Origin of the sequence: Streptomyces yokosukanensis (assembly GCF_001514035.1) — a bacterium.
Classification (GTDB): Bacteria; Actinomycetota; Actinomycetes; order Streptomycetales; family Streptomycetaceae; genus Streptomyces; species Streptomyces yokosukanensis.
Map to the genome: position 1 here is coordinate 503,148 of NZ_KQ948210.1, position 24,550 is coordinate 527,697.

Here is a 24,550-nt window from a genome sequence, read left to right on the forward strand (position 1 = left end):
GGGTGCGCGGGCGATGCTGGTGAGCGAGTACCCCTGCGAGCAGGCCAGGAGGCTCGGCCAGGTGATCGCCGTCAACCCGTTGAACAGCGCCTCGGTGCTGGCCGCCTTCGGCGCGATCGGCGTCCTGGTGGTGATCTTCGCGGAGTCCGGTCTGCTGGTCGTCGGCTTCTTCCTGCCCGGTGACACCCTGCTGTTCCCGGCCGGTGTGCTGTGTGCCGGAAGCGCGGACCAGCCGCCCCGGCTGGCGCTGTGGCAGGTGCTGCTGTGCGCGGCCGTCGGCGCGGTGGCCGGCGGCCAGGTCGGCTATCTGATCGGGCGGCGCGGCGGGCGGGCGCTGCTGGCCCGCACCTCCAGCCGCCGGGTGAAGGCGGCGGCGGCCCGGGCCGAGCAGCTGCTGGCCCGGTACGGCTATGGGAAGGCGCTGGTCATCGGGCGGTTCGTACCGTTGCTGCGGACGGTCCTGCACCCGGTGGCCGGCGCGCTCGACGTGCCCGCGCGCACCTTCACGCTCTGGCAGACCGTGGGCGGGGTGCTGTGGTCGCAGCTGCTCGTCCTGGCCGGCTACAGCCTCGGTTCCTCCGTCCCGCACATCGACGACTACCTGCTGCCCCTGGTCGCCGTGGTGGTCGTCCTGTCGATGCTGCCCCTCCTGGTCGAGGCCTGGCGGGACCGGCGCCGGCGTCGCTCCGGCGAGTAGCGGCGCGACTCCTCCGGCCGAAGGCGCGCGCCGGACCTGGGCAGCCGCGTTCGGCGCCGCCCGGCGCTACAGGTCCGCCGCCCGGTACGTAGGCCGTCCCGCCACCACCGTCAGCCGCACCGGCAGCTCGGCGAGGTCGGTGTCCGACACCGTGAGCGGATCGTCGGCCAGGACCGTGAGGTCCGCGCGGTGGCCGACGGCGAGCCGGCCGGCCCCGGTCTCCTCCCCCGCCGCCCAGGCGGCATTGACGGTCATGCCCTGGAGCGCCTGCAGGGCGGTCAGGGCCTGGTCGGGGCCGTGCGGCGGGAGGGAGAGGTCTGCGGGGCGGCGGTGCCGGGCACCGGCCATGACCTGCAGCGGCGGGTACGGCGCGATGGGCCAGTCCGAGCCGAGGACCACCCGTGCCCCGGCCGCCCACAGATCACGGCAGCGGAACGCCCGTCCGGCGCGCTCCTCGCCGAGCCGCCGCGACCAGTTGTCGGTGTGGTCGGCGCGGGTGAACTCGCAGCAGTGCGTGGGCTGCATGGAGGCGGCGACGCCGAGCTGCGCGAACCGCCGTACGGTGTCGTCCGGGACGGTCTCGATGTGCTCGACGCGGTGCCGTACGCTCCCCGATCCCTCTCCCGACCCCCCTCCCCGCCCCTCCGTCCGTGCCTTCTCGACGGAGTCGAGCACGTGGCGCACCGCCGCGTCGCCGATCGCGTGGGTGGCCGTGGCCACACCGGCGCGGTGGAGGGCGGCGACGACCTGGGTGTAGCGCTGCGGGTCGGGCCAGTAGGCGTGCGCCGACTCGCCGTGGCAGTCGGGGGTCTCCAGCCAGGCGGTGCCGTTGTCGACGGTGCCGTCCATGAACAGCTTCACGCCCGCGACCCGCCACAGCGCGCCGCCGGTGCCCTGGAGCCGGACGAGTCCGGCGACGGCGTCGTCGTCCGCCTCCGGCCGGCACCAGGGGGCGATCCGCAGCCGCAGGGGCAGCGCCTGCTCGGCCTCCAGGGCGCCGTAGACGGCGAGGCTGTCGCCGTTGGCGTCCATGGCGTGTCCGCCGGTGAGGCCGGCGGCCGCCATGGCGCGCAGCACCTCGGCGGTGCGGGCCCGTACCTCGGCCGCGGTGGGGCGGGGCGCGACGTCCTCGACGAGTGCGCAGGCGGCGTCCTCCAGAAGCAGTCCGGTGGGCCGGCCGTCGGCGTCGCAGACGATCTCGGAGCCCTGCGCGAACCGGCGCGGCCCGTCGATGCCGGCGTGTTCCAGCGCACGCTCGCTGGCCAGGGCCGAGTGCGCGTCGAAGAGGTCGAGGAAGGCGGGCACACCGTCGAGGACCGGGCCGAGGGACGCGTTGCCGACGGGGGCGGTGCCGAAGGCGTTGGGGTCCAGGCCCCAGCCGCGCAGCCAGGCGCCGGGCCGCAGCTCCCGTACCGCCGCGGCCAGCGTGGTCCGCAGGGCTTCCAGGTCGCGGCAGCCGGACAGGTCGACGCCCATGGTGCGTTCGGCACCGGACACCGGGTGCAGATGCCCGTCGGTGAGGCCCGCGGTCACCACGGCTCCGCGCAGGTCCACAACCGTCGTACCGGGTCCCGCGAACACGCGGGCCTCCCGGTCGGCGCCGAGGAAGCCGATCCGCCCGTCCTGTGCGGCGAGCGCGGTGTGCGGAAGGAGCCGGCCCGTCCCGGGGTCGAGCAGCCGGGCGGAGAGCAGAACGAGATCGGCGGGCACGGGGACTCCTTCACAAGGACGCGGAAAGGCAGGAAAAGGCAGACGGGCGGAGCACCAGGGGCGCAGGTCAGACGGTGCGGTCCAAGGCGCCGGGCGGCAGGCCCAGCTCCCGCTCCGCGGTCGTCACGGGCATGCGCAGCACCGCGGCCGGCCGTTGTGGTGTCACGGTGTTGGCATGGGCGCCCAGACCGTCCCTGTACGCGCTGCTCGTCTCGGACTTCCTCGACACCGTCGGCAATGTGCTGCAGCTGACGGTGGTGCTGCTCGGCCCGAGCACGGCTGTCTACGCCACCGACATCGTGCTGCGCCGCAACCGCTACGACGGCATCGCCCTCGGCGACGAGTCCCGCACCGGCCCCTTCTGGTACACCGGCGGGTTCAACTGGGCCGGGGTACTGGCCCTCGCGTCCGGCGTGGCCGTCTCCGCGCTGTGCGTCGACACCGTCTACACCGGGCCGGTGGCCGCCGCCCTGGGCGGCGTCGACCTGGCCCTGCCGACGGGTCTGGTGGTCTCCTCGGCGGCGTACGCACTGCTGACGCGCCGCATCCACGTCACCGCCTGACGGCACTCCCACGCCCGGACGGCCGGGTACGTGCCGGACGGGTCAGCGGAGTCTGCGGTTCTTGGGGCGCTTGCGGGGGGTGGGGCGGGGCTGCTGGACCGTGTCCAGTTCGCCTATCGCCGCGCGGAGATGGGCCGGGTCGCCCGGACGGGGGCCGCCGGCGCACCACCAGGACGGCCGTCCGTCGATGTCGCGCGGGTGCATGCCGAGATCATGGACGGTGCAGAGGGGCCAGGCCCGCCACAGCCGCTCCGACACCGTGTCCTGGGCCGCGTCGGCGACGGCCGTCAGGGCTTCGGCGGCGGACTCCGTCGGGATCAACGCGTTGCCGTGCGCCTCGCCCTTGGAGAGGGCCACGTAGACGTACTCGAGGTCCTCGCTCTCCGGGTAGGCGATCAGGCGCAGGGGACGCTGGTCGGGCAAGGTCGCCGCCAGGTCCCGGTTCACGGCCGCCAGCGGCTCGTCCCAGCACGGATATTCGCCGTCGAGCACGAGGCGCGGCTCGGGGTGACCGAAGAAAGCGCTCATGCCCCCATCCTCTCAACCCCACGGCCCACTAGGGTGGCCGCCGTCCACGACAGCCCATCGCCCCGCGGAGCCACGAGATGCCTGCACGCCGCGTCGTGCCCAACGTCCAATCGTCTTCGCTGCCGCGCAGCGCGGAGTTCTACGGGGAGCTGGGACTGGAGGAAGTCATGAACCACGGCTGGATCATGACACTGGCCTCCCCCGGGAACCCGGCCGTGCAGTTGAGCGTGATGGCCGAGGACCGCACCGCGCCCGTGGCCCCGGACCTGAGCATCGAGGTCGAGGACGTCGACGCGGCGTACACGGCGATGCGCAGGCGCGGCGCGCAGATCGTGCACCCGCTGACGGACGAGGAGTGGGGCGTACGACGGTTCTTCGTGCGGGACCCCGACGGGCGGGTGGTGAACGTACTCGGCCATCGCTGAACGCCTGCGGGGCAACCACGCCTGCTGGACGGGTCTGTGACGATCCATGAGACTGGGTCCGGCCCACGCCCGCGCCCCCGCTCTCCAGGACGGTGACCCATGGACGAGGAAGTCCCGCGCGTCGAACTCACCCCTCAGGCCGCCGACCTGGTACGGCGGTTGCGCGCCGAGCACGGTCCGCTGATGTTCCACCAGTCCGGCGGCTGCTGCGACGGCAGCGCGCCCATGTGCTATCCCGACGGCGAGTTCCGTACCGGCGGCTCGGACGTACTGCTGGCCGAGCTGGCGGTGGACGGCGTGGCCGAACCCGTCACCTTCTGGATGTCCCGCAGCCAGTACGAGGCGTGGAGCCACACCCGGCTGATCGTCGACGTCGTACCCGGACGGGGTAGCGGCTTCTCGCTGGAAGCACCCGAGGGGGTGCGTTTTCTCACCCGTTCTCGCGTAGTCGACGTCTAGTCGGCCCGGCTGTCGTCGCGTTCTGGTCCACTGCCCCTTAAAACCCGTACGACAGGGACAGTTGACGAGACATCAGGGGGCACGGTGACCAGACGTCGCAGGCGTTCGGCAGCGGGCAGAGCGGTTCTCACAGTTGTCACGGCGTTCGGAGTGCTGGCCGGTGCCGCCCTCGCGGGGGCGACGCCGGCCGATGCCGCTCCGGTCGGCAAGCGGATCGTGCCGGGGGTCACCTACCGGCAGTTCGACGTCGAGGCGGGCGCGGGCAGGACGCACGCGCATCTGCTCACGGTCGACCTGGGCAATCCGCATGTCCGGGTCGACCTCCTCCACCCGGGCGCGGTGGCGGCCCGGGGCACGGTCTCCCAGATGGCGGACTCGTCCGGGGCGGTCGCGGGGGTCAACGGCGACTTCTTCAACATCACCGAGACCCAGCACCCCGGCGTGGAGGCCACCGGCGCGAGCGTCGGACCGGCGATCGCGGACGGGCAGGTGCTCAAGGCGGCGGTGCCCAAGGGCCAGCGGTTCGGGCCCTCGCTGCCGCCGGGCACGAACACGCAGGACGTCATCGGGGTGGGCACCGACCGGCGGGCCCGGCTCGACCGGCTGTCCCTCGTCGGCGGCGTCGACACCCCCGAAGGCAGACTCACGTTGCAGGGCCTCAACCAGTACGCGCTCCCGGAGAACTCCGTCGGCGCCTTCACCTCGAAGTGGGGCAGCGCCTCCCGGAGGCGGTCCGTGTGCGGCACCGACAGTCAGCGGTCGGCTCCGTGCAGCACGGACACCTACGAGGTGAAGGTGCGCGACGGCCGGGTGGTCTCCGCCACCGACTCCCCGGGCAGTGGCGCGATCCCCGCGGACACCACGGTCCTCGTCGGCCGCGAGGCGGGCGCGCAGCAGCTGCGCAAGGTCTCGGTCGGTGACGCGGTGACCGTGACGCACCGCCTCGCGGCCGCCTCGTCCGGGGTGCCGTACGCGTTCGCGATCGGCGGCTTCCCGGTCCTGAGGGACGGGACGGCGCTGTCCGGCCTCGACAACGTCACCTCGGCGGTGCGCACGGTCGTGGGCTTCAAGGACGGCGGACGGCAGCTGCTGATCCTGGCGTTGGACGGGGCCGCCGCGTACCGGAGCGGTATGACGGTCGCGGAGGAGGCCGGCACCATGCGGTCGCTGGGCGCGTCCGACGCGTTCAACCTCGACGGCGGCGGCTCGACGGAGCTGGTCACCCGCGACGCGGGGGCGAGCGCCGTGACGGTCCGCAACCATCCGAGCGGTGGTGCCGAACGCCCCGTCGCGAACGGCATCGGCGTCTTCTCCGCCGGCTGATCTCAGGGCCGCAGGCTGCTCACCAGCTCCGCGGTCGTCATGAGCCCACTGTGGATGGTGGGCGCCATGCTCGTGCCGGCCAGGTAGAACCCGAGCAGTACGCAGACCAGGGCGTGGGAAATCTTCAACGCGCCGTTGCGCATGAAGATCACGGCCAGGATCAGCAGCAACAGCACCGCAGAAATGGAAACGGCCATCGGGAACCCTCCTCCGCCACGCCCCTTGTGCGGCGTTCGGCCGCAAGTGTGGCGTAGCGGAGGGTTCGTCCGGGCGGCTGACGTGTCCCCCGAACGTGTGGTGTCACGCGGTGGCGTGGGCGTCCAGGAAGGTCTCCAGGCCTGCCAGGTCGTCGGTGTTGAGATAGTCGACGCCGGCGCCGAGCAGTTCCGCCCACAGGGCGTCGCGGGCCGGGCCCGCGGCGTCCGGGGTGGCCCAGAACCGCACCTGCCGGCCCCGCGCGTGCGCGGCGGCGGTGATGCCGCGCAGCTTCTGCCGCTCGGCGTCGGGGAACGCGCCGTCCCCCGACCAGGTGAAGACCTGCGTCCAGTTGTCGCTGATCAGCGAGATGAAGGAGGCGGGGGCGGTGCTGCCGAGGTCGGTGAGCCGGCCGTCGTAGAAGGCGAGCCGCTCCTGCTGCGCCTCCATGGGGATGCGGGCGGCGCGGTCGCCGGAGATGACGGCCGTGAGGGGGGCGGGGTGCACCCGGCCGTGCGCGTACCGCGTGAACAGGTTTGGAAAGCGGCGCAGATGGCGGTCGAGTTCCAGGTACGTCGACGAGCCCTCGGTCTTGATGTCGATCAGGAGCTGCAGCGGCCGGCGCCATCCCCGGTACACCGAGCCGTGGTTGGCCCGGACCCGGGCGGCGAGCGGGTCGAGGTAGAGGGATTCGAGGGTGCGGGTCGGGTCCAGCTCGGAGGCGTCGTGACCGATGAGCAGCTGGTCGCCGACGAGGAAGATGTCGGCCTCGACGCTGCCGAAGCGGTGGTCGAGCGCGTCGGACAGGGGCCGGGGGTGTTCGTAGTCGTTGTGGGCGTGCGCGTTCCACAGCGGACGCCGTCCCCGGTGGGGGGTGCCCGCCCAGGCCTGTGACCCGGGCAGGGCGAACGCCCCGGCGAGGGTGGCGCCGAGGGTGGTGAGGGCTCTGCGACGGGTGGTGAGGGCCATGCTCTGCCTCCCTTTGAGATGCCGGATGGGACCGAAGGGAGTATGCGTTCAGCACACACCCAACAGGCCCCATCCGGAAGGGAGTTCGCCACCTGTTCACTTGTTCGGGTGGTCAGGGTCCCTGGAGATCGACCAGCTCGGCCAGCGCCGCGCGGTGGGCCCCCGCGGTGCCGTAGGCGATGGAGTCCGCCTTGGCCCGCTTCAGATACAGGTGGATCGGATGCTCCCAGGTCATACCGATCCCGCCGTGCAGCTGCAGCGCCTCCTCCGCGGCGTGGACGGCGACGGGTGCGGCGTAGGCCTGGGCGACGGCCACGCTCACGTCGGTGTCCTCGCCGGAGGCGAGCGCGTCGGCGGCGGCCCGGGCGGCCGCCCGGAGGTTGACGACCTCCAGCCAGAGCTGGGCGAGCCGGTGCTTGATCGCCTGGAATCCGCCGACCGGCCGGTTGAACTGCTTGCGCTCCTTCAGATAGCGCACCGTCTCGGTCAACGCCCAGTCCGCGAGGCCGAGTTGCTCGGAGGCGAGCAGTCCGGCGGCGGCGCGCAGGGCGCGTCGTACGGCGGGTTCCGCGTCGCCGACACGGCGGCCGGGAGCACCCGTGAGCCGTACCGTCGCCAGCGGCCGGGTCAGATCGAGGGAGGCCTGCGGGGTGACCGTGACGGCGTCCGAGGCCACGGCGTACAGTGCGCCGTCGTCGGCCGGGACGAGCAGGACGTCGGCCACCGCCGCGTCGGCGATGCCGGTCAACTCCCCGTGCAGAGTGCCGTTCTGCGCGCGTACGGTGGTGACGGCGGCGCCCGGCGCCGTGTGCAGGCCGACCGCGAGGGCGCCGATGGTGCGCCCGGAGGCCAGCCGCCCCAGCAGCTCCTCGTCACCGCAGGCCAGCAGGGCCTCGGTGGCCACAACCGCGCTGGTGAGGTACGGCACGGGGGCGACGGCGCGGCCCAGCTCCTCCAGCACCACGGCCGCTTCGCGGGCGGAGGCGCCCTGGCCGCCCTGCTCCTCGGGCACCAGGAGCCCGGCGAGGCCCATGCCCTCCGCGAGGGACTTCCACACGGAGAGATCGTGCGGGGTGCCGGACTCGGCACGGGCGATGACGTCCGCCGGCGCGCAGTGATCCGTGAGCAGATCGCGGACGGCGGCGCGCAGCGCCTCTTCCTCCTCGGAGTAGAGAAGATCGGTCATCGGGCCAGGTCCTTCCAGGCGACGTCCTTGTCGGTGCGCGGCTCGGCGGGCAGGCCGAGGACCCGCTCGGCGACGATGTTCAGCAGGATCTCGCTGGTCCCGCCCTCGATGCTGTTGCCCTTGGAGCGCAGATAGCGGTAGCCGGCGTCCCGGCCGATGAAGTCGACCAGCTCCGGGCGGCGCATGGTCCAGTCGTCGTACAACAGGCCCTCCTCGCCGCGCAGTTCGACCTCCAAGCCGCTGATCTCCTGGTTGAGGCGGGCGAAGGCGAGCTTCATGCCGGAGCCCTCGTAGCCGGGCTGGCCGGCGACGAGTTGCTGGCGCAGGCGTTCGGCGGTGAGGCGGGAGACCTCGGCCTCGACCCACAGCTTCAGCAGGCGCTGGTGGAGTTCGTGAGTGCGCAGCTCGGGGCGTTCGCGCCAGGTCTTGGACACCGGGCCGATCATGCCGCCCTCGCGGGGCAGGGCCATGCCGCCGATGGAGACGCGCTCGTTCATCAGCGTGGTCTGGGCGACCCGCCAGCCGTCGCCGACCTCGCCGAGGCGGCGGTCGTCGGGGACGCGGACGTCGGTGAGGAAGACCTCGTTGAACTCGGCCTCGCCGGTGATCTGGCGCAGCGGCCGGACCTCGACGCCGGGGTCGGTCATGTCGCAGATGAAGTAGGTGATGCCCGCGTGCTTGGGCACGTCCGGGTCGGTGCGGGCGATGAGGATGGCCCAGCGGGCGATGTGGGCACTGGAGGTCCACACCTTCTGCCCGTTGACCGTCCAGTCCTCGCCCGCCCGTACGGCCCGGGTGCCGAGCGCCGCGAGGTCGGAGCCGGCGCCGGGCTCGCTGAACAGCTGGCACCAGACCTCCTCGCCCGTCCACAGGGGACGCAGATAGCGTCGCTTCTGCTCCTCGGTGCCGTACTTGAGGATCGTCGGCGCGGCCATGCCGAGGCCGATGCCGATGCGCCGGGGGTCGTTGTCGGGGGCGTCCGCGGCCTGCAGCTCGGCGTCCACGACGCCCTGCAGGGAGCGTGGGACGCCGAGGCCGCCGAGGCCCTGCGGGTAGTGCACCCAGGCCAGTCCCGCGTCGAAGCGGGCGCGCAGGAAGTCGAGGCGGTCGGTGTCCGCGGGAGGGTGCGCGGCCAGCAGCTCCCGGGCGCGGCGGCGCAGTTCTTCGGCGTCGGTCATGCTGCTCCCTCCATCACCACGGCGATGCGTCCGGTGGTCCGGCCGTCCGCCACCTTCTGCACGGCCGCGGCGGCCTCGCCGAGCGGCACGCGCTCACTGACCAGCGGCTTGATCACGCCCCTGGCGGCCAGTTCGGTCAGTTCCTCGTGGCAGCGCAGGATGAGCTTCGGGTTCTTGGTCGCGTACAGGCCCCAGTGCAGGCCGAGGATCGAGTAGTTCTTCACCAGCGCGTGGTTGAGGGCCGGGCTCGGGACGGTGCCGCTCGCGAAGCCGACGACGACGATCCGGCCCTCGAAGGCGACCAGCTTGGCGGACTGGGCGTAGGCCTGACCGCCGACGGGGTCGTAGATCACATCGGCACCCCGGCCGCCGGTGGCCTCCTTCACGGCCGCGATGACGTCCTCGCTCCGGCGGTCGACCACCACGTCACAGCCCAGCTCGCGGGCCACGGCGGCCTTGTCCGCGCCGCCGACGACACCGATCACGGTGGCGCCGGCCGCCTTGCCGAGCTGCACGGCCGCGCTGCCGACGCCGCCGGCCGCGGCGTGCACGAGCAGGGTCTCGCCCGCCTCCAGCCGGGCCCGGCGGTGCAGGGCGAACCAGCCGGTCTGGTAGCCGACGTGCAGCGCGGCGGCCTCGGCGTCGTCCAGCGACTTCGGCGCGGGCAGCAGGGCGTGGGCGTCGGCGAGGGCGTACTCGGCAAGACCGCCGTACGGCAGGGCGGGGTTGGCGATCACCCGGCGGCCGTCCTCGGTCTCGCCGCAGATCTCCACGCCGGGCGTGAACGGCAGCGGCGGCCGCACCTGGTACTGCCCCCGGCACATGAGGGCGTCCGGGAAGTTGATGTTGGCGGCGCGGACGCGCAGCAGCACCTGGCCGTCGCCGGGCGTGGGCCGCTCCACCTCCGCCAGGCGCATCACCTCGCTCGGCTCGCCGTTCTCGTGCACTTGCCATGCCTGCATGCGGGGCCTCCAGGGGACTGCTTCGGGTGACCGGGTCCGACGGCATACTAAGCGGTCGCTTGCCAATGAGGGAACAACCGACCGCGTCAGGGGGCGAGAGTCGGCCGAGTCACGTGCGCGACGGCCGGGCCCGTACGTGCATCCGCTCGCCCTGCGGCCCGAACAGGCTGAGGAACTCCACCGGCCCCTCGCCCGTCGAGCCGAACCAGTGCGGCACGCGCGTGTCGAACTCGGCGGCCTCCCCCGCCGAGAGCACCACGTCGTGCTCGCCGAGGACCAGCCGCAGCCGGCCCGAGAGGACGTACAGCCACTCGTACCCCTCGTGGGCGCGGGGGTCCGGTTCGCGTGCGCGCTGCGGTTCCAGCACCTTGTAGGCCTGCAGGCCGCCGGGCTGGCGGGTCAGCGGCCAGTGGGTGCGCCCGCCGCGCACGATCGGCTTGGACCGCACACGCGGGTCCCCCACCGGCGGCGCGCCCACCAGCTCGTCCAGCGGCACCTGATGGGCCTGGGCGATCGGCAGCAGCAGTTCGAGGCTGGGCTTGCGCAGCCCCGACTCCAGCCGGGAGAGGGTGCTGACGGAGATCCCCGTGGCCTCGGAGAGCGCGGCCAGGGTCACCTCCCGCTCCTTGCGCATGCGCCGCAGCCGGGCGCCCACCTCCGCCAGAACGTCGTCCGTGCTCATGCTCCCCATTGCAGGAACGGCAAATGCATTTGTCAATAGCGCAGGCTCCGGGCGACGGTCGCCGTATGACCGAGAACAACAGGTACGAAGTAGTCGTCGTCGGCGGCGGTGCCGCCGGCCTGTCCGCCGCGCTGGTCCTCGGCCGGGCCCGGCGCCGCACGCTGGTCGTCGACGCGGGCGAGCCGCGCAACACGCCGTCCGCGCACATGCAGGGCTATCTGTCCCGGGACGGCATGTCACCGGCCGAGTTCCTGGCGGCCGGGCGCGAGGAGATCGCCCGGTACGGCGTGGAGCTGGTCCGGGACCGGGTGGTGGACGCGGACCGGGACGCCGAGGGCTTCACCGCGACGCTCGCGGGCGGCCGGACGGTACGGGCCCGGCAGCTGGTGATCGCCACGGGGCTGCGGGACGAGCTGCCCCGGGTGCCGGGGCTGGCCGAGCGGTTCGGCCGCGACGTGGTGCACTGCCCGTACTGCCACGGCTGGGAGGTCCGTGACCTGCCGACCGGGGTGCTCGCCACCTCGCCGCTGAGCGTGCACCAGGCGCTGATGGTCACCCAGTGGTCGAAGGACGTGTACTTCTTCCTGCACGAGGTGCGCGAGTCGGAGCTGACGGACGACGATGTGCGCCGGCTGTCCGCCGCCGGGGTCACGGTGGTGCCCGGCCGGGTGGCGGAACTGGTCGTCACCGACGACCGGCTCACCGGGGTCCGGCTCGCCGGGGGTGCCCCCGCCGAGGCGGGCACGGTCCACGACCGCGCCGTACTGTACGCGGCCCCGCGGCCCGTCCCCCGCAACGACCTGCTGGTGAGGCTGGGCGCCGAGCTGCGCGAGACACCGTTCGGCGCCTACCCGGTGATCGACGAGCGGGGCCTGACGAGCGTGCCCGGACTGTGGGCGGCGGGCAACGCGAGCGGCTTCGCCGAGCAGGTGATCAACGCCGCGAGCGGGGGCTATCGGGCGGGGGCGGCGATCAACACAGACCTGCTCATGGCCGACCTCGACGACGACACCCGGTAAGGGGCACGGGGCCCGCGGCCCAGGCACGGCGCACTCGCGAACGGGACGCCGCGCACCCGGCGGAGCGCTGGTGCACCATGGCTGCATGCTGCTCGCCCGGCTCGCCCAGGTGTCCCGGGAGGTCGCCCAGGCGGCCGCCCGCTCCCGCAAGACCGCGCTGCTCGCGGAGCTGTTCGGGGAGGCGGAGGCGGACGATGTGCCGATCGTCATCCCGTATCTGGCCGGCCGGCTGCCGCAGGGCCGGCTCGGCGTCGGCTGGAAGGTGCTGGGCCGCCCGGTGCCGCCGGCCGCCGGGCCCACGCTCACGGTCCAGGAGGTCGACGCGCTGCTCAGCGAGCTGGGCAAGGTGTCCGGGCCGGGCGCGCAGGCGGAGCGGGCCCGGCTCGTCGCCGAGCTGATGGGCGCGGCCACCGAGGAGGAGCAGCGCTTCCTGCTCGGCCTGCTCACCGGCGAGGTACGGCAGGGCGCGCTGGACGCGGTCGCCGTGGAGGGCCTCGCGCGGGCGACGGCCGCCGACCCGGCCGCCGTACGCCGGGCGGTGATGCTCACCGGGTCGCTGCAGACGGTGGCCGGGGCCCTGCTCGCCGAAGGGCCCGGCGCGCTCGACCGGTTCCGGCTCGCCGTGGGCCGCCCGGTGCTGCCGATGCTCGCGCAGAGCGCCTCCTCGGTCGCCGAGGCGGTGGCGAAGCTGGGCGCGTGCGCGGTGGAGGAGAAGCTGGACGGCATCCGGGTGCAGGTGCACCGGGACGGCGACACGGTCCGCGTGCACACCCGCACCCTGGACGACATCACCGATCGGCTGCCCGAAGTGACCGCCGCAGCACGGGAGTTGCGGGGGGAGCGGTTCATCCTCGACGGCGAGGTGATCTCCTTCGACGCCGCCGGGCGGCCCCGGTCCTTCCAGGAGACGGCGGGCCGGGTCGGCTCCCGGACGGATGTGGCGAAGGCCGCCGGGGCGGTCCCGGTCTCCCCCGTGTTCTTCGACGCCCTGTCGGTCGACGGCACCGATCTGCTGGACCTGCCCTTCGCCGAGCGGCACGCGCGGCTGGCCCGGCTGGTGCCCGAGCCGATGCGGGTGCGCCGGACGGTCGCCTCCGGGCCCGAGGACATCACGGAGGCGGAACGCTTCCTCGCAAAGACCCTGGAACGCGGTCACGAGGGCGTGGTGGTCAAGGCGCTGGACGCGCCCTACAGCTCCGGCCGGCGCGGAGCCTCCTGGCTGAAGGTCAAGCCCGTCCACACCCTCGACCTGGTCGTGCTGGCCGCCGAGTGGGGCCACGGCCGCCGCACGGGCAAGCTCTCCAACCTCCACCTCGGCGCCCGCAACCCGGACGGCAGCTTCGCCATGCTCGGCAAGACCTTCAAGGGCATGACCGATGTGATGCTCGCCTGGCAGACCGTGCGGCTGCGGGCCCTGGCCGTCGAGGACGACGGCTGGGTGGTCCGGGTCCGCCCCGAACTCGTCGTGGAGATCGCCTACGACGGCCTGCAGCGCTCCTCCCGCTACCCGGCCGGCGTCACCCTGCGCTTCGCCCGCGTGGTCCGCTACCGCGAGGACAAGCGCCCCGAGGAGGCCGATACGGTGGAGGCCCTGCTGGCGGCCCACCCGGAGGTCCGACCGTGACGGTGCGTGCGACCAAACGCAGCGCGGGACTGCTGTTGTTCCGGCACACCGACGACGGCGTCCAGGTACTGCTCGGCCATATGGGTGGTCCGCTCTGGGCGAAGAAGGACGCGGGGGCGTGGACCGTCCCCAAGGGCGAGTACGAGCCCGACGAGCCCGCCTGGGAGGCCGCCCGGCGCGAGTTCCGCGAGGAGCTGGGGCTGGCGCCGCCCGACGGGGCGGCCCTGCCGCTGGGCGAGGTCGCGCAGCGGAACAGGAAGATCGTCACGGTGTGGGCCGTCGAGGCGGACTTCGACCTGAGCGCCTTCAGCCCCGGCACCTTCACCATGCAGTGGCCGCCGCGCTCCGGCCGGGAGCAGGAGTTCCCGGAGCTGGACCGGGTGGAGTGGCTCGGTCTGGACCGGGCGCGTGAGCTGATCATCACGGCCCAGAGCGCGTTTCTCGACCGGCTGGCCGAGCACTCGGGCTGAACCGGACGCCACGCGTTGCGGACGGCACGCCCGCGCGCGAAGGTCGAGTCAAGCCCGCTCCCAGGGAGGTCAGCCATGCCCATCGCGACGGTGAACCCGGCGAACGGCGAGACGCTCAAGACGTACGAGCCCATGGGCGAGGAGGAGCTGGAACGCCGGCTCCAGCTCGCCGAGGCCACGTTCCGCACGTACCGGACCACCGCGTTCGCCGAGCGGGCCCGCCTGATGGGCAAGGCCGCCGATCTGCTGGACGAGGACCAGCCGGAGATCGCCCGGACCATGACCCTGGAGATGGGCAAACCGGTCAAGCAGGCGCGTGCGGAGGCCGCGAAGTGCGCCAAGGCGATGCGCTGGTACGCCGCTCGCGCCGAGGAGCTGCTGGCGGACGACGAGCCCGCCGAGGCGGACGTGGCGGACTCCGGGGCGTCCCGGGTACGGGTGCGCTACCGGCCGCTCGGTCCGGTGCTCGCGGTGATGCCCTGGAACTTCCCCCTGTGGCAGGTCGTCCGCTTCGCCGCGCCCGCGCTCATGGCCGGCAACGTGGGCCTGCTCAAACACTCCTCCAACGTCCCCCAGACGGCCCTGTATCTGGAGGACCTGTTCCACCGCGCGGGCTTCAAGGAGGGCTGTTTCCAGACGCTGCTGATCGGCTCGGGCGCGGTGGACGAGATCCTGCGCGACGAACGGGTGAGGGCGGCGACGCTGACGGGCAGTGAGCCGGCGGGCCGGGCGGTCGCCGCCACCGCCGGGGAGATGATCAAGAAGACGGTGCTGGAGCTCGGCGGCAGCGACCCGTACCTCGTCATGCCGTCCGCCGACCTGGATCGGGCGGCGCGGGTGGCGGTCACCGCACGCGTGCAGAACAACGGGCAGTCCTGCATCGCGGCGAAGCGCTTCATCGTGCACCGCGACGTCTACGACGCCTTCGCCGAGAAGTTCGTCGCCGGGATGAAGGCGCTGACGGTCGGCGACCCGCTGGAGGAGGACACCGACGTCGGGCCCCTCTCCACCGAGCAGGGGCGCGCCGACCTGGAGGAACTGGTCGACGACGCGAAGCGCAGCGGCGCCGAGGTGCTGTGCGGCGGCGCGCGGCCGGACGGGCCGGGCTGGTACTACCCGCCGACCGTGCTCGCCGGGATCACCCGGGAGATGCGCGTGCACCGGGAGGAGGCCTTCGGCCCGGTGGCCACGTTGTACCGGGCCGGCGACCTGGACGAGGCCGTCCTGATCGCCAACGACTCGCCGTTCGGCCTCAGTTCCAACGTGTGGACGCGGGACGACGGGGAGGTGGAACGGTGCACCCGCGATCTGGAAGCCGGATCCGTGTACGTCAACGGGATGACGGCCTCCCATCCGGCGTTCCCGTTCGGCGGGGTCAAGCGGTCCGGGTACGGGCGTGAGCTGTCCGGGCACGGAATCCGCGAGTTCTGCAACATCACCACGGTTTGGCAGGGTGCGTGAGCGCTGCGCGGCTAGCATCCGGTTTGTGAACGGCGAAGTGACTCTGCCTCTGATCGTGGACGACCGTGGGACCTTGCAGGTGGCCGCGGCCGATGTGAGTAGGTTGCTGCGGACCGTCGGGGCTCGGTGGCTGCGGCTTGTCGAGGCCGGGGAGCAGGGGCTGGACGAGGACACGGTGGCGGCTTTGACGATCGAGCTGGCCAAGCTGGCGGATCGTATCGACGTGGCGTGCATCGCGCACAGCAGCGGGGCGCCGTAGCGGTTCCGGCCGCGTTTCGGGTGCGGGTACGGGTGCGCCGGGGGTGATCGCGTCCGCGCGGCGCAGCCGCACACCGATGCCGTCCCGCGGCCCTCAGGCGGGCTGCCACACCGTTTGCCAGAACATGCTCTCGTACGTCTGGAGCAGGACGCCGTAGGTGTGCGCGCCCGCCGTGTCCAAGCTGCCGTCGTCGAGGCCCGCCTGCACCGCCTCCGTCGCCTGCCGCTCGAGTTCCGGGGCCGGCGCGGCGAAGAAGTCGAAGAAGGCGCAGGCGTCGTCCCCGAAGCCGTAGTGCGTGCGCAGGCCTGTCGCGATGCGGGCGCAGTAGCCGCCCCAGGCGGAGAAGTTCGCCGTGAGGGCGAGCACGACGTCCGCCGGGGAGGCGTTGAGGGCCAGCCAGGAGACGTAGGCGGGGTAGGCCTGGCAGCCGGCCAGGGGGACGTAGGCGCGGGAGTGGTCCTCCCTCACGCCGCAGGCCCGTGCGAAGGCCTCCAGGTGTGCCGACGCCAGTTCCTCGCCGGTCGCGAGCGAGGTGAAGAAGGCCGCGGAGGCGGGGTCGGCGCGCTGGGCCAGATGCTCGAAGGAGCGGCGGTCGGCCGGGATCACCCATTGCTGTTCCAGGGCGAGCGTCGCGAGCGTCCGCGTGGGTGCCTCACCCCGTTCCACCAGCGGGACGACCGGGTTGGCCGTCGGGTCCGGGGCGAGCGCCCCGGTGGTCCTCTGCAGCAGGTCACCGGCCGTTGCCGTCATGGTGTTCTCCCTCGCGCGGACGTGCGGCTTCGCATTCGAGGCTGACACGGTGTCCCCGATCTGGAGTAGTTCGGCGAGAGAACGTCGCCGGTCCGAGTGATCGTGGGTGAACCACCTCCCACGGTGAACGACCTTCTGACCGGTGGGCAAAAGCCTTCCGGAAGGCTGAAAGCAGGCACGGTTCATGGCGACTTTGTGCAGACCATCGGTGTCGGTTCCGGAGCACGTGATCACGATGGAGGAGACGCTGGAACTGGCGCGCTCCCGCCACGCGGATCACCCGCAACTGCCGCTCGCCCTGCGGCTGATCGAGAACACGGGCGTCAAGACCCGGCACATCGTGCAGCCCATCGAGGAGACCCTCAAACACCCCGGCTTCGAAGACCGCAACAAGCTCTACGAGGCCGAGGCCAAGGCCCGGGTCCCCGCGGTGATACAGCGGGCGCTCGACGACGCGGAACTCCTGACCACCGACATCGACGTGATCATCTACGTCTCGTGCACGGGCTTCATGATGCCCTCGCTCACGGCGTGGCTGATCAACGAGATGGACTTCGATCCCACGACCCGACAGTTCCCCATAGCCCAGCTGGGCTGTGCGGCCGGCGGCGCGGCGATCAACCGCGCGCACGACTTCTGCACGGCCTACCCCGAGGCGAACGCACTGATCGTGGCCTGCGAGTTCTGCTCGCTGTGCTACCAGCCCACCGACCTGGGCGTCGGCTCGCTGCTCTCCAACGGCCTGTTCGGTGACGGCATAGCCGCCGCCGTGGTCCGCGGCAAGGGCGGCACCGGCATCGAGCTGGAGCGCAACGGCTCGTACCTGATCCCGAAGACCGAAGAGTGGATCATGTACGACGTCCGGGCGACAGGGTTCCACTTCCTGCTCGACAAGCGGGTGCCGGCCACCATGGAGCCGCTGGCCCCGGCGCTGCAGGATCTCGCGGGCACGCACGGCTGGGACGCGTCCGACCTGGACTTCTACATCGTCCACGCCGGCGGACCCCGCATCCTCGACGACCTCAGCAAGTTCCTCCAGGTCGACCCGCACGCGTTCCGGTTCAGCCGGGCCACCCTCACGGAGTACGGCAACATCGCCTCCGGCGTCGTGCTGGACGCGCTGCGCCGGCTCTTCGACGAGGGCGGCGCCGAGCACCGGGCGCGCGGGCTCCTCGCCGGGTTCGGACCCGGCATCACCGCGGAAATGGCGCTGGGCCGCTGGCGCAGCTCTGACCGAGAAACGGCATGAATACGGCATGACGGAAGAGACGCTCACCGAGACCCTGCCCCCTATCCGACACTGGCCGGCGCTCGACCTGACCGGGACGGACTTCGACCCGGTGCTCACAGAGCTGATGCGCGAGGGACCGGTCACCCGCATCCAGCTGCCCAACGGCGAGGGCTGGGCATGGCTGGTGACCCGGATGGACGACGTGCGCATGGTCACCAACGACCCCCGCTTCAGCCGTGAGGAGGTGATGAAGAAGCCGGTCACCCGGCTGGCCCCGCACTTCATCCCGGACCCGGGCGCGGTCGGCTTCCTCGACCCGCCCGACCACACCCGGCTGCGCCGCTCGGTGGCCACCGCGTTCACCGCGAAGGGTGTGGAGCGGGTGCGCGAGAAGGCGCGCGCCATGCTGGACGAACTGGTCGACGAACTCCTCCAGGACGGCCCGCCCGCCGATCTCACGGCCACGATCCTCAGCCCGTTCCCGATCGCGGTGATCTGCGAGATGATGGGCGTCCCGGCCGCCGACCGGCACATCATGCACACCTGGACCCAGCTCATCCTGTCCTCCTCGAACGGCAAGGAGGTCAGCGAGAAGGCCAAGCGGGAGATGGCCGCCTACTTCTCGGATCTGATCGGGCTGCGCGAGAACAGCACGGCCGAGGACGTCACCTCCCTGCTCGGCGCCGCGGTGGGCCGGGGCGAGGTCACCCTGGAGGAGGCCGTCGGACTGGCCGGTCTCCTCCAGATCGGCGGCGAGGCGGTCACCAACAACAGCGGGCAGATGGTCTATCTGCTGCTGACCCGCCCCGACCTGGTGGAGCGTCTGCGCGCGGAGCCGGAGATCCGCCCGAGGGCGATCGACGAACTCCTGCGCTACATCCCGCACCGCAGCGCGGTCGGCCTGTCCCGGATCGCCCTGGAGGACGTGGAGATCCGGGGCGTGCGGATCCGCGCGGGAGACGCGGTGTACAACTCCTACCTGGCCGCCAACCGCGACCCGGAGGTCTTCCCCGACCCGGAGACCATCGACTTCTCCCGCAGCCCGAACCCCCATGTGTCCTTCGGTTTCGGCCCGCACTTCTGCCCCGGCAACATGCTGGCCCGGCTGGAGGAGGAACTCATGGTGGACGCCCTGCTGGACCGCGTGCCGGGCCTGCGCCTGGCCGTACCGCCGGAGAAGGTGCCCTTCAAGAAGGGCGCGCTGATCCGGGGTCCCGAGGCCCTGCCGGTGACCTGGTGAGCGGCCCATGACATGGACCGAGGGACTGTACGTGCCGCCGGGCCACGGCCGTGTCGTGGAGACACCGGCCCAGCGGGTGACGTTCAAGGTGACCGGCATGCATTCACGGATGGCCTCCACCTTCGAGGTGGAGGTCCCGCCGGGCTTCGACGTGGGCGCCCATGTGCACTCCCGCAGCGAGGAGTTGTTCTACGTCCTGGAGGGTGAACTGGACGTCCTCGCCTTCGAGCCACGCATCCGCACCCCCGACAACTGGCAGAAATGGGAGTCGAGTTCGGGCAACAGGGTGGTGCGGGCGACCGCGGGCACGGTCATCGTCGTACCGCCGGGGTGCCCGCACGCCTTCGCCAACCCGACGGGCACACCGGCGAAGATGTTCTTCCAGGCCGCTCCCCCACCCGACCACGAGCGCTACTTCGACGAGCTGCTGGAGATCCTGGGCAACGGGGGCCCGCCGGACCAGCAGGCCATCGAAGCCCTGAGGGCGAAGTACGACATCGAACAACTGACACCGTTGAGGCACCGGTGAGCGCGCCGGCCTGAAGGGGCGCGGGGAACTGCGCGACCGGCCACACACGTCGGTGTGTGACCGGATCGCGCAGCGACCCCCGCGGCACTACCGGATCGGCATCCCGGCCAGCGTCCGGGCGATGACCAGCCGCTGGATCTCGCTCGTCCCCTCGAAGATCGTGTAGATGGCGCTGTCCCGGTGCATCCGCTCGACCGGGTACTCACGCGTGTACCCGTTGCCGCCCAGGATCTGAATGGCCTGCGCCGTCACCTTCTTCGCGGTCTCACTGGCGAAGAGCTTGGACATCGATCCCTCGGCGGCGGTGAACGGCTTGCCGTTGACCGCCATCCAGGACGCCCGCCACACCAGCAGCCGGGCCGCGTCGATCTGCGTCCGCATGTCCGCGAGCTGGAAGGCGACGCCCTGGTTGTCGATGATCGCACGCCCGAACTGCTCCCGGGTCCTGGCGTAGTCGAGGGCAACCTCGTAGGCGGCCCGGGCGGTGCCGACGGCCATGGCACCGACGGCCGGCCGCGAAGCCTCGAAGGTGGCCATCGCCGCGTTCTTCACACGCTCCCCACCGGCGGCCTTGGCCTTCTCCCGGGCCCGGGCCAGCCGCTCGTCCAGCTTCTCCTTGCCGCCGAGGAGGCAGGAGCCGGGGACACGGACGTGGTCGAGGACGACCTCGGCGGTGTGCGAGGCGCGGATGCCGTGCTTCTTGAACTTCTGGCCCTGGGAGAGGCCCGGCGTGCCCGGCGGGACGATGAAGGACGCGTGGCCCTTGGAGCCAAGCTCCGGGTCGACGCTGGCGACGACGACATGGACGTTGGCGATGCCGCCGTTGGTCGCCCAGGTCTTCGTGCCGTTGATCACCCACTCGTCCTTCGCCTCGTCGTACACGGCACGGGTGCGCAGGGAGGCGACGTCGGAGCCGGCGTCGGGCTCGGAGGAGCAGAACGCGGCGACCTTGACGTCGGTCGGGTCGCCGTACATCTGCGGGATCCAGGTGCCGATCTGCTCCTCGGTGCCGTTGGCGAGAACGCCCACGGCGGCCAGGCCGGTGCCCACGATGGACAGGGCGATGCCCGCGTCGCCCCAGAACAGCTCCTCCATGGCCATCGGGATGCCGAGACCAGTGGCGTCGAAGTACTGCTGCGCGTAGAAGTCGAGGGAGTAGATGCCGACCTTCGCGGCCTCCTGGATGACCGGCCAGGGAGTCTCCTCGCGCTCGTCCCACTCGGCGGCCGCGGGGCGGATCACGTCCGCGGCGAAGCCATGGAGCCAGTCCCGGACCTCCCTCTGTTCGTCGTTCAGCTCCATGGTGAACTCGGCCATGTCCCCTCCAGCGGCGGCGGTACGGTGTTACTAGCGGTAACAAGAGTCTGTTACCGACGGGTAGGAAAAGTCAACCGCCGATGACGCCTCGGCATCCCGTTCGATGTCAGAGGCGCAGTCAGTGCTAGTTTGCGCAGGCGTCACCGAATCAGCACGGGTGGGGAGAGCACATGGACACCACGCAGCGGACCGATCAGCAGCGATCCGCCGACCGCCGACGGCGCGAGCTGCTGGAGGCCGCCGACCGGGTGGTGCTGCGCGACGGCCCGCAGGCGTCGATGAACGCGATCGCGGCGGAGGCCGGGATCACCAAGCCCATCCTGTACCGCCACTTCGGCGACAAGGGCGGACTCTACGCCGCCCTCGCCAAGCGGCACACCGACGCGCTGCTCGCTTCGCTGCGGGCTGCGCTGGACGCGCCCGCGGAGCGGCGGGAGCGGGTGGAGTCGACCCTGGACACGTATCTCGCCGCGATCGAGGCGCGTCCTCAGGTGTACCGGTTCCTGATGCATCCGGCGGAGGGGGGCCAGGGCGGCGACCAGGGGTTCGACGTCGGCAAGCACAGCGCGCCCCTGCTGCGCAGGATGGGCGAGGAGCTGGCCCAGGTCATCGAGGAGCGAGTGGACCTCGGGCCGGGGAGCCAGCAGCTCGCGCGGGTGTGGGGGCACGGGATCGTCGGGATGATGCACGCGGCCGGTGACTGGTGGCTGGGCGAGCGCCCTTGCTCCCGGGCCGAGTTGGTGCGCTCCCTCGCCGATCTGCTCTGGGGCCGCCTCGCGGCCGCCGGGGACAGGATGGGGGGTCCGGGTTTCTGACGGCCCTCTCCCGGGTGCGGGTGCACGGGGACCGGGCGCACGGTTCCCCGCGACCCTGGACAGCGCCCCCTAGACAGCGCCCCTTCGCCACGAAGCCCGGGAGATCTGCCGGTCCAGTCTGCGCTTGCGCCACCCCGTGAGGTGATCCGCGTACACCCGGCCCTCCAGGTGGTCGCACTCGTGCTGCAGACACCTGGCGAAGAACCCCGTGCCGTGCACGGTGACCGGCTCCCCCGTCACCGTGCGCCCCTCGACCACCGCGTGGTCGTGGCGCTCGGTCCCCGCCTCCAGGCCCGGCAGGGACAGGCAGCCCTCCGGGCCCCGGACCACCACGCCGTCCGCCTGGACGAGACGGGGGTTCACCACATGGCCGAGATGACGCACATCGTCGTCATCCGGACAGTCGTAGACGAAGACGCGCAGCGGGACCCCGATCTGATTCGCCGCCAGTCCCACCCCCTGTGCCGCGTACATGGTGGCGAACAAGTCCTCCACGAGGTCGGCCAATTCGGCCCCGAAGTCGGTGACCTCCCGGCAGGGCTCGTGCAGGACGCCGTCTCCGAGCAGGGAAAGTGGCCGGACGCGCCCGCGGGCGCCCGGGATCGTGCCGTGTCGCATAGCGGCAAGGGTACGGTTTCTTCAGCTCATGCCCGCCGCGCTTCCATGGGCCGGGATTCGGGTGTGCGAACGGATCTCGATAGGCTGAGGTCCACACCACGTTGCCGGATGGCCCAGGGCGCGGCGCGTACGCAAGGAGGATCGAGAACTGATGGCAGGCAACTCGGACCCGCTCACGCCGCGGGCCAAGCTGGCCGTGACCGCCGGCAAGGCGGTCGCTGCGGCATCGCGCGCCGCGGGGCGCGGCAGCGGGTCGGTGATCGGTGGCCGGGTCGCGCTGAGACTCGACCCCGACCTGCTCGCCCGGCTCGCGCAGAACCTGGACGTCGTCCTGGTGTCCGCGACCAACGGCAAGACGACGACCACCCGGCTGATCGCCGAGGCGCTGCGCGCCGCCGGCCCGGTCGTGTCGAACGCGCTCGGCGCCAACATGCCGGCGGGTATCACCTCAGCGCTCGCGGGCGGCTCGGACGCGAAGTTCGGCGTCATCGAGGTCGACGAGAAGTACCTGGCCGGTGTGGCCCGGGACACCGCCCCGAAGTGCATCGCCCTGCTCAACCTCTCCCGCGACCAGCTCGACCGCGCCGCCGAGACCCGGATGCTCGCCGAGAACTGGCGCGAGGGCCTCTCCGGCTCCAAGGCCTTCATCGTCGCCAACTGCGACGACCCGCTGGTGGTGTGGGCCGCCTCCTCCTCCCCGAATGTGATCTGGGTCGCAGCCGGGCAGATGTGGAAGGACGACGCCTGGTCCTGCCCGTCCTGCGGTGGCGTGATGCAGCGGCCCGGGGACGACTGGTTCTGCGGTGAGTGCGGGTTCCGGCGGCCGCAGCCGACCTGGGCGCTGTCCGGGGACCATGTGCTCGACCCGCACGGGTCCGCCTGGCCGATCCACCTCCAGCTGCCGGGCCGCGCCAACAAGGCGAACGCCGCCTCCTCCGCCGCCGTCGCCGCCGTCTTCGGGGTGCCGCCGCAGGTCGCCCTGGAACGGATGTACCAGGTGCAGGCGGTGGCCGGCCGGTACGACGTCGTGCAGTTCCAGAACCGCGATCTGCGGCTGCTGCTGGCCAAGAACCCGGCCGGCTGGCTGGAGACCTTCTCCCTGATCGACCCGCCGCCCGCTCCGGTGATCCTCTCCGTGAACGCCCGCGGCGCCGACGGCACCGACACCTCCTGGCTGTGGGACGTCGACTACACCCGGCTGACCGGCCACCCGATCTTCGTGATCGGCGACCGCAAGCTGGACCTCGCCGTCCGTCTGGAGGTCGCGAACCAGCACTTCCAGGTCTGCGAGAACCTCGACCAGGCCGTGCAGATGTGCCCGCCCGGCCGGATCGAGGTCATCGCGAACTACACCGCGTTCCAGGACCTGCGCCGCCGCGTCGGCAACTGATCTTCGAAGGGCGATCACCTCATGAGCGACAACCAACTGCGGCTGGTGTGGATCTACCCGGACCTGCTGAGCACCTACGGCGACCAGGGCAACGCCCTCGTCGTGGAACGGCGGGCCCGGCAGCGCGGCCTGGACGTGGCCCGGCTCGACGTGCGCAGCGACCAGCCGATCCCGACCTCCGGCGACATCTATCTCATCGGCGGCGGCGAGGACCGTCCGCAGCGGCTCGCGGCCGAGCGGCTGCGCCGGGACGGCCATCTGTCCCGCGCGGTGCAGAACGGCGCGATCGTGTTCTCCGTGTGCGCCGGCTACCAGATCCTCGGCCACGAGTTCATCAACGACCTCGGCCAGCGCGAGCCGGGTCTCGGCCTGCTGGACGTGGTCTCGGTGCGCGGCGAGGGCGAGCGGTGCGTCGGTGACGTGCTCGCCGACATCGACCCGCCGCTCGGGATGCCCCAGCTGACCGGCTTCGAGAACCACCAGGGCGTCACCCACCTCGGCCCGACGGCGCGCCCGTTCGCCCGGGTGCAGATCGGCAAGGGCAACGGCACCGGGGACGGCACGGAGGGCGCGTACAACGGGACCGTCTTCGGCACGTACATGCACGGCCCGGTCCTCGCCCGCAATCCGCTGATCGCCGACCTGCTGCTGAAGCTGGCGCTCGACGTCAACGCGCTGCCGCCGGTCGACGACCGCTGGTACGAGGCGCTCCGCAACGAGCGCATCACCGCTGCCCAGCAGCCCGCGTAAAGCACCGTTCCAGCGGTACTCCAGCGTGCTGGGGCAGGTTCGTCGCGAGCCCTCCTGACGGGCCGTCCGCTCACATGTGCGGGCGCGTCCAGCAGGCGGACGCCCGCTACGGAGCGGCCCCCTCACGCCGGTAGGGTGGCCGGGAATCCGCCGGACAACGTGGTCCGGTTACCCGGCCCACGTTGAGAAGGTATTTCGGG

Annotated in this window: 26 protein-coding genes and 1 pseudogene; 16 read left to right on the forward strand and 11 right to left on the reverse strand. The window is 72.1% G+C overall.

Features of this window, described 5'->3' with window-relative positions:
* Positions 1-61: 61 nt before the first annotated feature.
* Complete coding sequence (locus AQI95_RS14995) at positions 62-697, forward strand: DedA family protein (protein WP_067123166.1); 636 nt, start codon at positions 62-64, stop codon at positions 695-697.
* A 66-nt stretch (positions 698-763) separates the two neighbouring features.
* Here AQI95_RS14995 and AQI95_RS15000 read toward each other — a convergent pair whose 3' ends face one another.
* Positions 764-2,407: an amidohydrolase gene (locus AQI95_RS15000; protein WP_067122718.1), complete on the reverse strand. Its 1,644-nt coding sequence runs from the start codon at positions 2,405-2,407 to the stop codon at positions 764-766.
* A 191-nt stretch (positions 2,408-2,598) separates the two neighbouring features.
* Here AQI95_RS15000 and AQI95_RS15005 point away from each other — a divergent pair.
* Positions 2,599-2,970: pseudogene (locus AQI95_RS15005) on the forward strand (cytosine permease); the annotation flags it as partial.
* Between the two features lie 42 nt (positions 2,971-3,012).
* On the opposite strand, the gene AQI95_RS15010 reads toward AQI95_RS15005, so the two are convergent.
* Positions 3,013-3,498 (reverse strand): hypothetical protein, encoded by a 486-nt coding sequence (locus AQI95_RS15010; protein ID WP_067122724.1) that lies wholly within the window; start codon positions 3,496-3,498, stop codon positions 3,013-3,015.
* A gap of 77 nt (positions 3,499-3,575) precedes the next feature.
* Between AQI95_RS15010 and AQI95_RS15015 the strand changes: the two genes are divergently transcribed.
* The 3 genes from AQI95_RS15015 to AQI95_RS15025 all read left to right on the forward strand — a co-directional run bounded on the left by AQI95_RS15015 (position 3,576) and on the right by AQI95_RS15025 (position 5,705).
* Positions 3,576-3,923: a VOC family protein gene (locus AQI95_RS15015; protein ID WP_067122727.1), complete on the forward strand. Its 348-nt coding sequence runs from the start codon at positions 3,576-3,578 to the stop codon at positions 3,921-3,923.
* 99 nt (positions 3,924-4,022) lie between these two features.
* Positions 4,023-4,382, forward strand: coding sequence for a DUF779 domain-containing protein (locus AQI95_RS15020; protein WP_067122731.1), 360 nt, complete (start codon positions 4,023-4,025; stop codon positions 4,380-4,382).
* A gap of 84 nt (positions 4,383-4,466) precedes the next feature.
* Positions 4,467-5,705: a phosphodiester glycosidase family protein gene (locus tag AQI95_RS15025; RefSeq protein ID WP_208614176.1), complete on the forward strand. Its 1,239-nt coding sequence runs from the start codon at positions 4,467-4,469 to the stop codon at positions 5,703-5,705.
* A 2-nt stretch (positions 5,706-5,707) separates the two neighbouring features.
* Here the strand turns inward: AQI95_RS15025 and AQI95_RS15030 are convergent, their stop codons facing one another.
* The 6 genes from AQI95_RS15030 to AQI95_RS15055 form a co-directional block, all read right to left on the reverse strand.
* Complete coding sequence (locus AQI95_RS15030) at positions 5,708-5,902, reverse strand: hypothetical protein (RefSeq protein ID WP_067122737.1); 195 nt, start codon at positions 5,900-5,902, stop codon at positions 5,708-5,710.
* Positions 5,903-6,005: 103 nt separating this feature from the next.
* Complete coding sequence (locus tag AQI95_RS15035; protein ID WP_067122740.1) at positions 6,006-6,869, reverse strand: phosphatidylinositol-specific phospholipase C/glycerophosphodiester phosphodiesterase family protein; 864 nt, start codon at positions 6,867-6,869, stop codon at positions 6,006-6,008.
* A gap of 112 nt (positions 6,870-6,981) precedes the next feature.
* The gene (locus AQI95_RS15040) at positions 6,982-8,055 is read right to left on the reverse strand and encodes an acyl-CoA dehydrogenase family protein (protein WP_067122742.1); all 1,074 of its coding nucleotides are present in this window, start codon (positions 8,053-8,055) and stop codon (positions 6,982-6,984) included.
* Entirely contained in the window at positions 8,052-9,233 is a 1,182-nt protein-coding gene (locus AQI95_RS15045) for an acyl-CoA dehydrogenase family protein (protein ID WP_067122745.1), read from the reverse strand. Before AQI95_RS15045 ends, AQI95_RS15040 begins: the two co-directional genes overlap by 4 nt.
* A complete protein-coding gene (locus AQI95_RS15050; RefSeq protein ID WP_067122748.1) occupies positions 9,230-10,195 on the reverse strand; it encodes an NADPH:quinone oxidoreductase family protein in 966 nt (321 codons plus the stop codon). The genes AQI95_RS15045 and AQI95_RS15050 overlap by 4 nt, the downstream gene beginning before the upstream one ends.
* Before the next feature lie 109 nt (positions 10,196-10,304).
* Positions 10,305-10,877, reverse strand: a complete 573-nt coding sequence (locus AQI95_RS15055; RefSeq protein ID WP_067122751.1) for a helix-turn-helix domain-containing protein — start codon at positions 10,875-10,877, stop codon at positions 10,305-10,307.
* A 65-nt stretch (positions 10,878-10,942) separates the two neighbouring features.
* Between AQI95_RS15055 and AQI95_RS15060 the strand changes: the two genes are divergently transcribed.
* From AQI95_RS15060 to AQI95_RS15080, 5 genes are all read left to right on the forward strand, one after another.
* Positions 10,943-11,896 (forward strand): NAD(P)/FAD-dependent oxidoreductase, encoded by a 954-nt coding sequence (locus AQI95_RS15060; protein ID WP_067122753.1) that lies wholly within the window; start codon positions 10,943-10,945, stop codon positions 11,894-11,896.
* 85 nt (positions 11,897-11,981) lie between these two features.
* A complete protein-coding gene (locus AQI95_RS15065; RefSeq protein WP_067122756.1) occupies positions 11,982-13,520 on the forward strand; it encodes an ATP-dependent DNA ligase in 1,539 nt (512 codons plus the stop codon).
* Entirely contained in the window at positions 13,517-13,990 is a 474-nt protein-coding gene (locus AQI95_RS15070) for an NUDIX hydrolase (RefSeq protein ID WP_067122759.1), read from the forward strand. The genes AQI95_RS15065 and AQI95_RS15070 overlap by 4 nt, the downstream gene beginning before the upstream one ends.
* Positions 13,991-14,065: 75 nt before the next feature.
* On the forward strand, positions 14,066-15,451 hold the full coding sequence (locus AQI95_RS15075) for an NADP-dependent succinic semialdehyde dehydrogenase (RefSeq protein WP_067122762.1): 1,386 nt from the start codon (positions 14,066-14,068) through the stop codon (positions 15,449-15,451).
* A gap of 25 nt (positions 15,452-15,476) precedes the next feature.
* Complete coding sequence (locus tag AQI95_RS15080; protein ID WP_208614177.1) at positions 15,477-15,710, forward strand: DUF6213 family protein; 234 nt, start codon at positions 15,477-15,479, stop codon at positions 15,708-15,710.
* Between the two features lie 93 nt (positions 15,711-15,803).
* On the opposite strand, the gene AQI95_RS15085 is transcribed toward AQI95_RS15080, so the two are convergent.
* Positions 15,804-16,460 (reverse strand): transcriptional regulator, encoded by a 657-nt coding sequence (locus AQI95_RS15085; protein ID WP_067122765.1) that lies wholly within the window; start codon positions 16,458-16,460, stop codon positions 15,804-15,806.
* Between the two features lie 184 nt (positions 16,461-16,644).
* Between AQI95_RS15085 and AQI95_RS15090 the strand changes: the two genes are divergently transcribed.
* The 3 genes from AQI95_RS15090 to AQI95_RS15100 are packed head-to-tail and all read left to right on the forward strand — an operon-like array spanning position 16,645 to position 19,460.
* Positions 16,645-17,709 carry a type III polyketide synthase gene (locus tag AQI95_RS15090; RefSeq protein WP_067122768.1) on the forward strand — a complete coding sequence of 355 codons (1,065 nt, stop codon included), beginning with the start codon at positions 16,645-16,647 and terminating at the stop codon, positions 17,707-17,709.
* A gap of 7 nt (positions 17,710-17,716) precedes the next feature.
* Complete coding sequence (locus AQI95_RS15095) at positions 17,717-18,931, forward strand: cytochrome P450 (protein WP_067122771.1); 1,215 nt, start codon at positions 17,717-17,719, stop codon at positions 18,929-18,931.
* A gap of 7 nt (positions 18,932-18,938) precedes the next feature.
* Positions 18,939-19,460, forward strand: coding sequence for a cupin domain-containing protein (locus tag AQI95_RS15100; protein ID WP_067122774.1), 522 nt, complete (start codon positions 18,939-18,941; stop codon positions 19,458-19,460).
* An 87-nt stretch (positions 19,461-19,547) separates the two neighbouring features.
* Here the strand turns inward: AQI95_RS15100 and AQI95_RS15105 are convergent, their stop codons facing one another.
* Positions 19,548-20,777, reverse strand: a complete 1,230-nt coding sequence (locus AQI95_RS15105) for an acyl-CoA dehydrogenase family protein (RefSeq protein WP_067122777.1) — start codon at positions 20,775-20,777, stop codon at positions 19,548-19,550.
* A gap of 170 nt (positions 20,778-20,947) precedes the next feature.
* Between AQI95_RS15105 and AQI95_RS15110 the strand changes: the two genes are divergently transcribed.
* A complete protein-coding gene (locus tag AQI95_RS15110) occupies positions 20,948-21,592 on the forward strand; it encodes a TetR/AcrR family transcriptional regulator (RefSeq protein ID WP_067122780.1) in 645 nt (214 codons plus the stop codon).
* 69 nt (positions 21,593-21,661) lie between these two features.
* Here AQI95_RS15110 and def read toward each other — a convergent pair whose 3' ends face one another.
* On the reverse strand, positions 21,662-22,210 hold the full coding sequence (gene def / locus AQI95_RS15115) for a peptide deformylase (RefSeq protein WP_067122783.1): 549 nt from the start codon (positions 22,208-22,210) through the stop codon (positions 21,662-21,664).
* Between the two features lie 151 nt (positions 22,211-22,361).
* Here def and AQI95_RS15120 point away from each other — a divergent pair, with 151 nt between their 5' ends.
* Positions 22,362-23,600, forward strand: a complete 1,239-nt coding sequence (locus tag AQI95_RS15120; protein WP_067122785.1) for a MurT ligase domain-containing protein — start codon at positions 22,362-22,364, stop codon at positions 23,598-23,600.
* Positions 23,601-23,621: 21 nt separating this feature from the next.
* Positions 23,622-24,350 (forward strand): type 1 glutamine amidotransferase, encoded by a 729-nt coding sequence (locus AQI95_RS15125; protein WP_067122788.1) that lies wholly within the window; start codon positions 23,622-23,624, stop codon positions 24,348-24,350.
* The last annotated feature ends 200 nt before the right edge of the window (positions 24,351-24,550 follow it).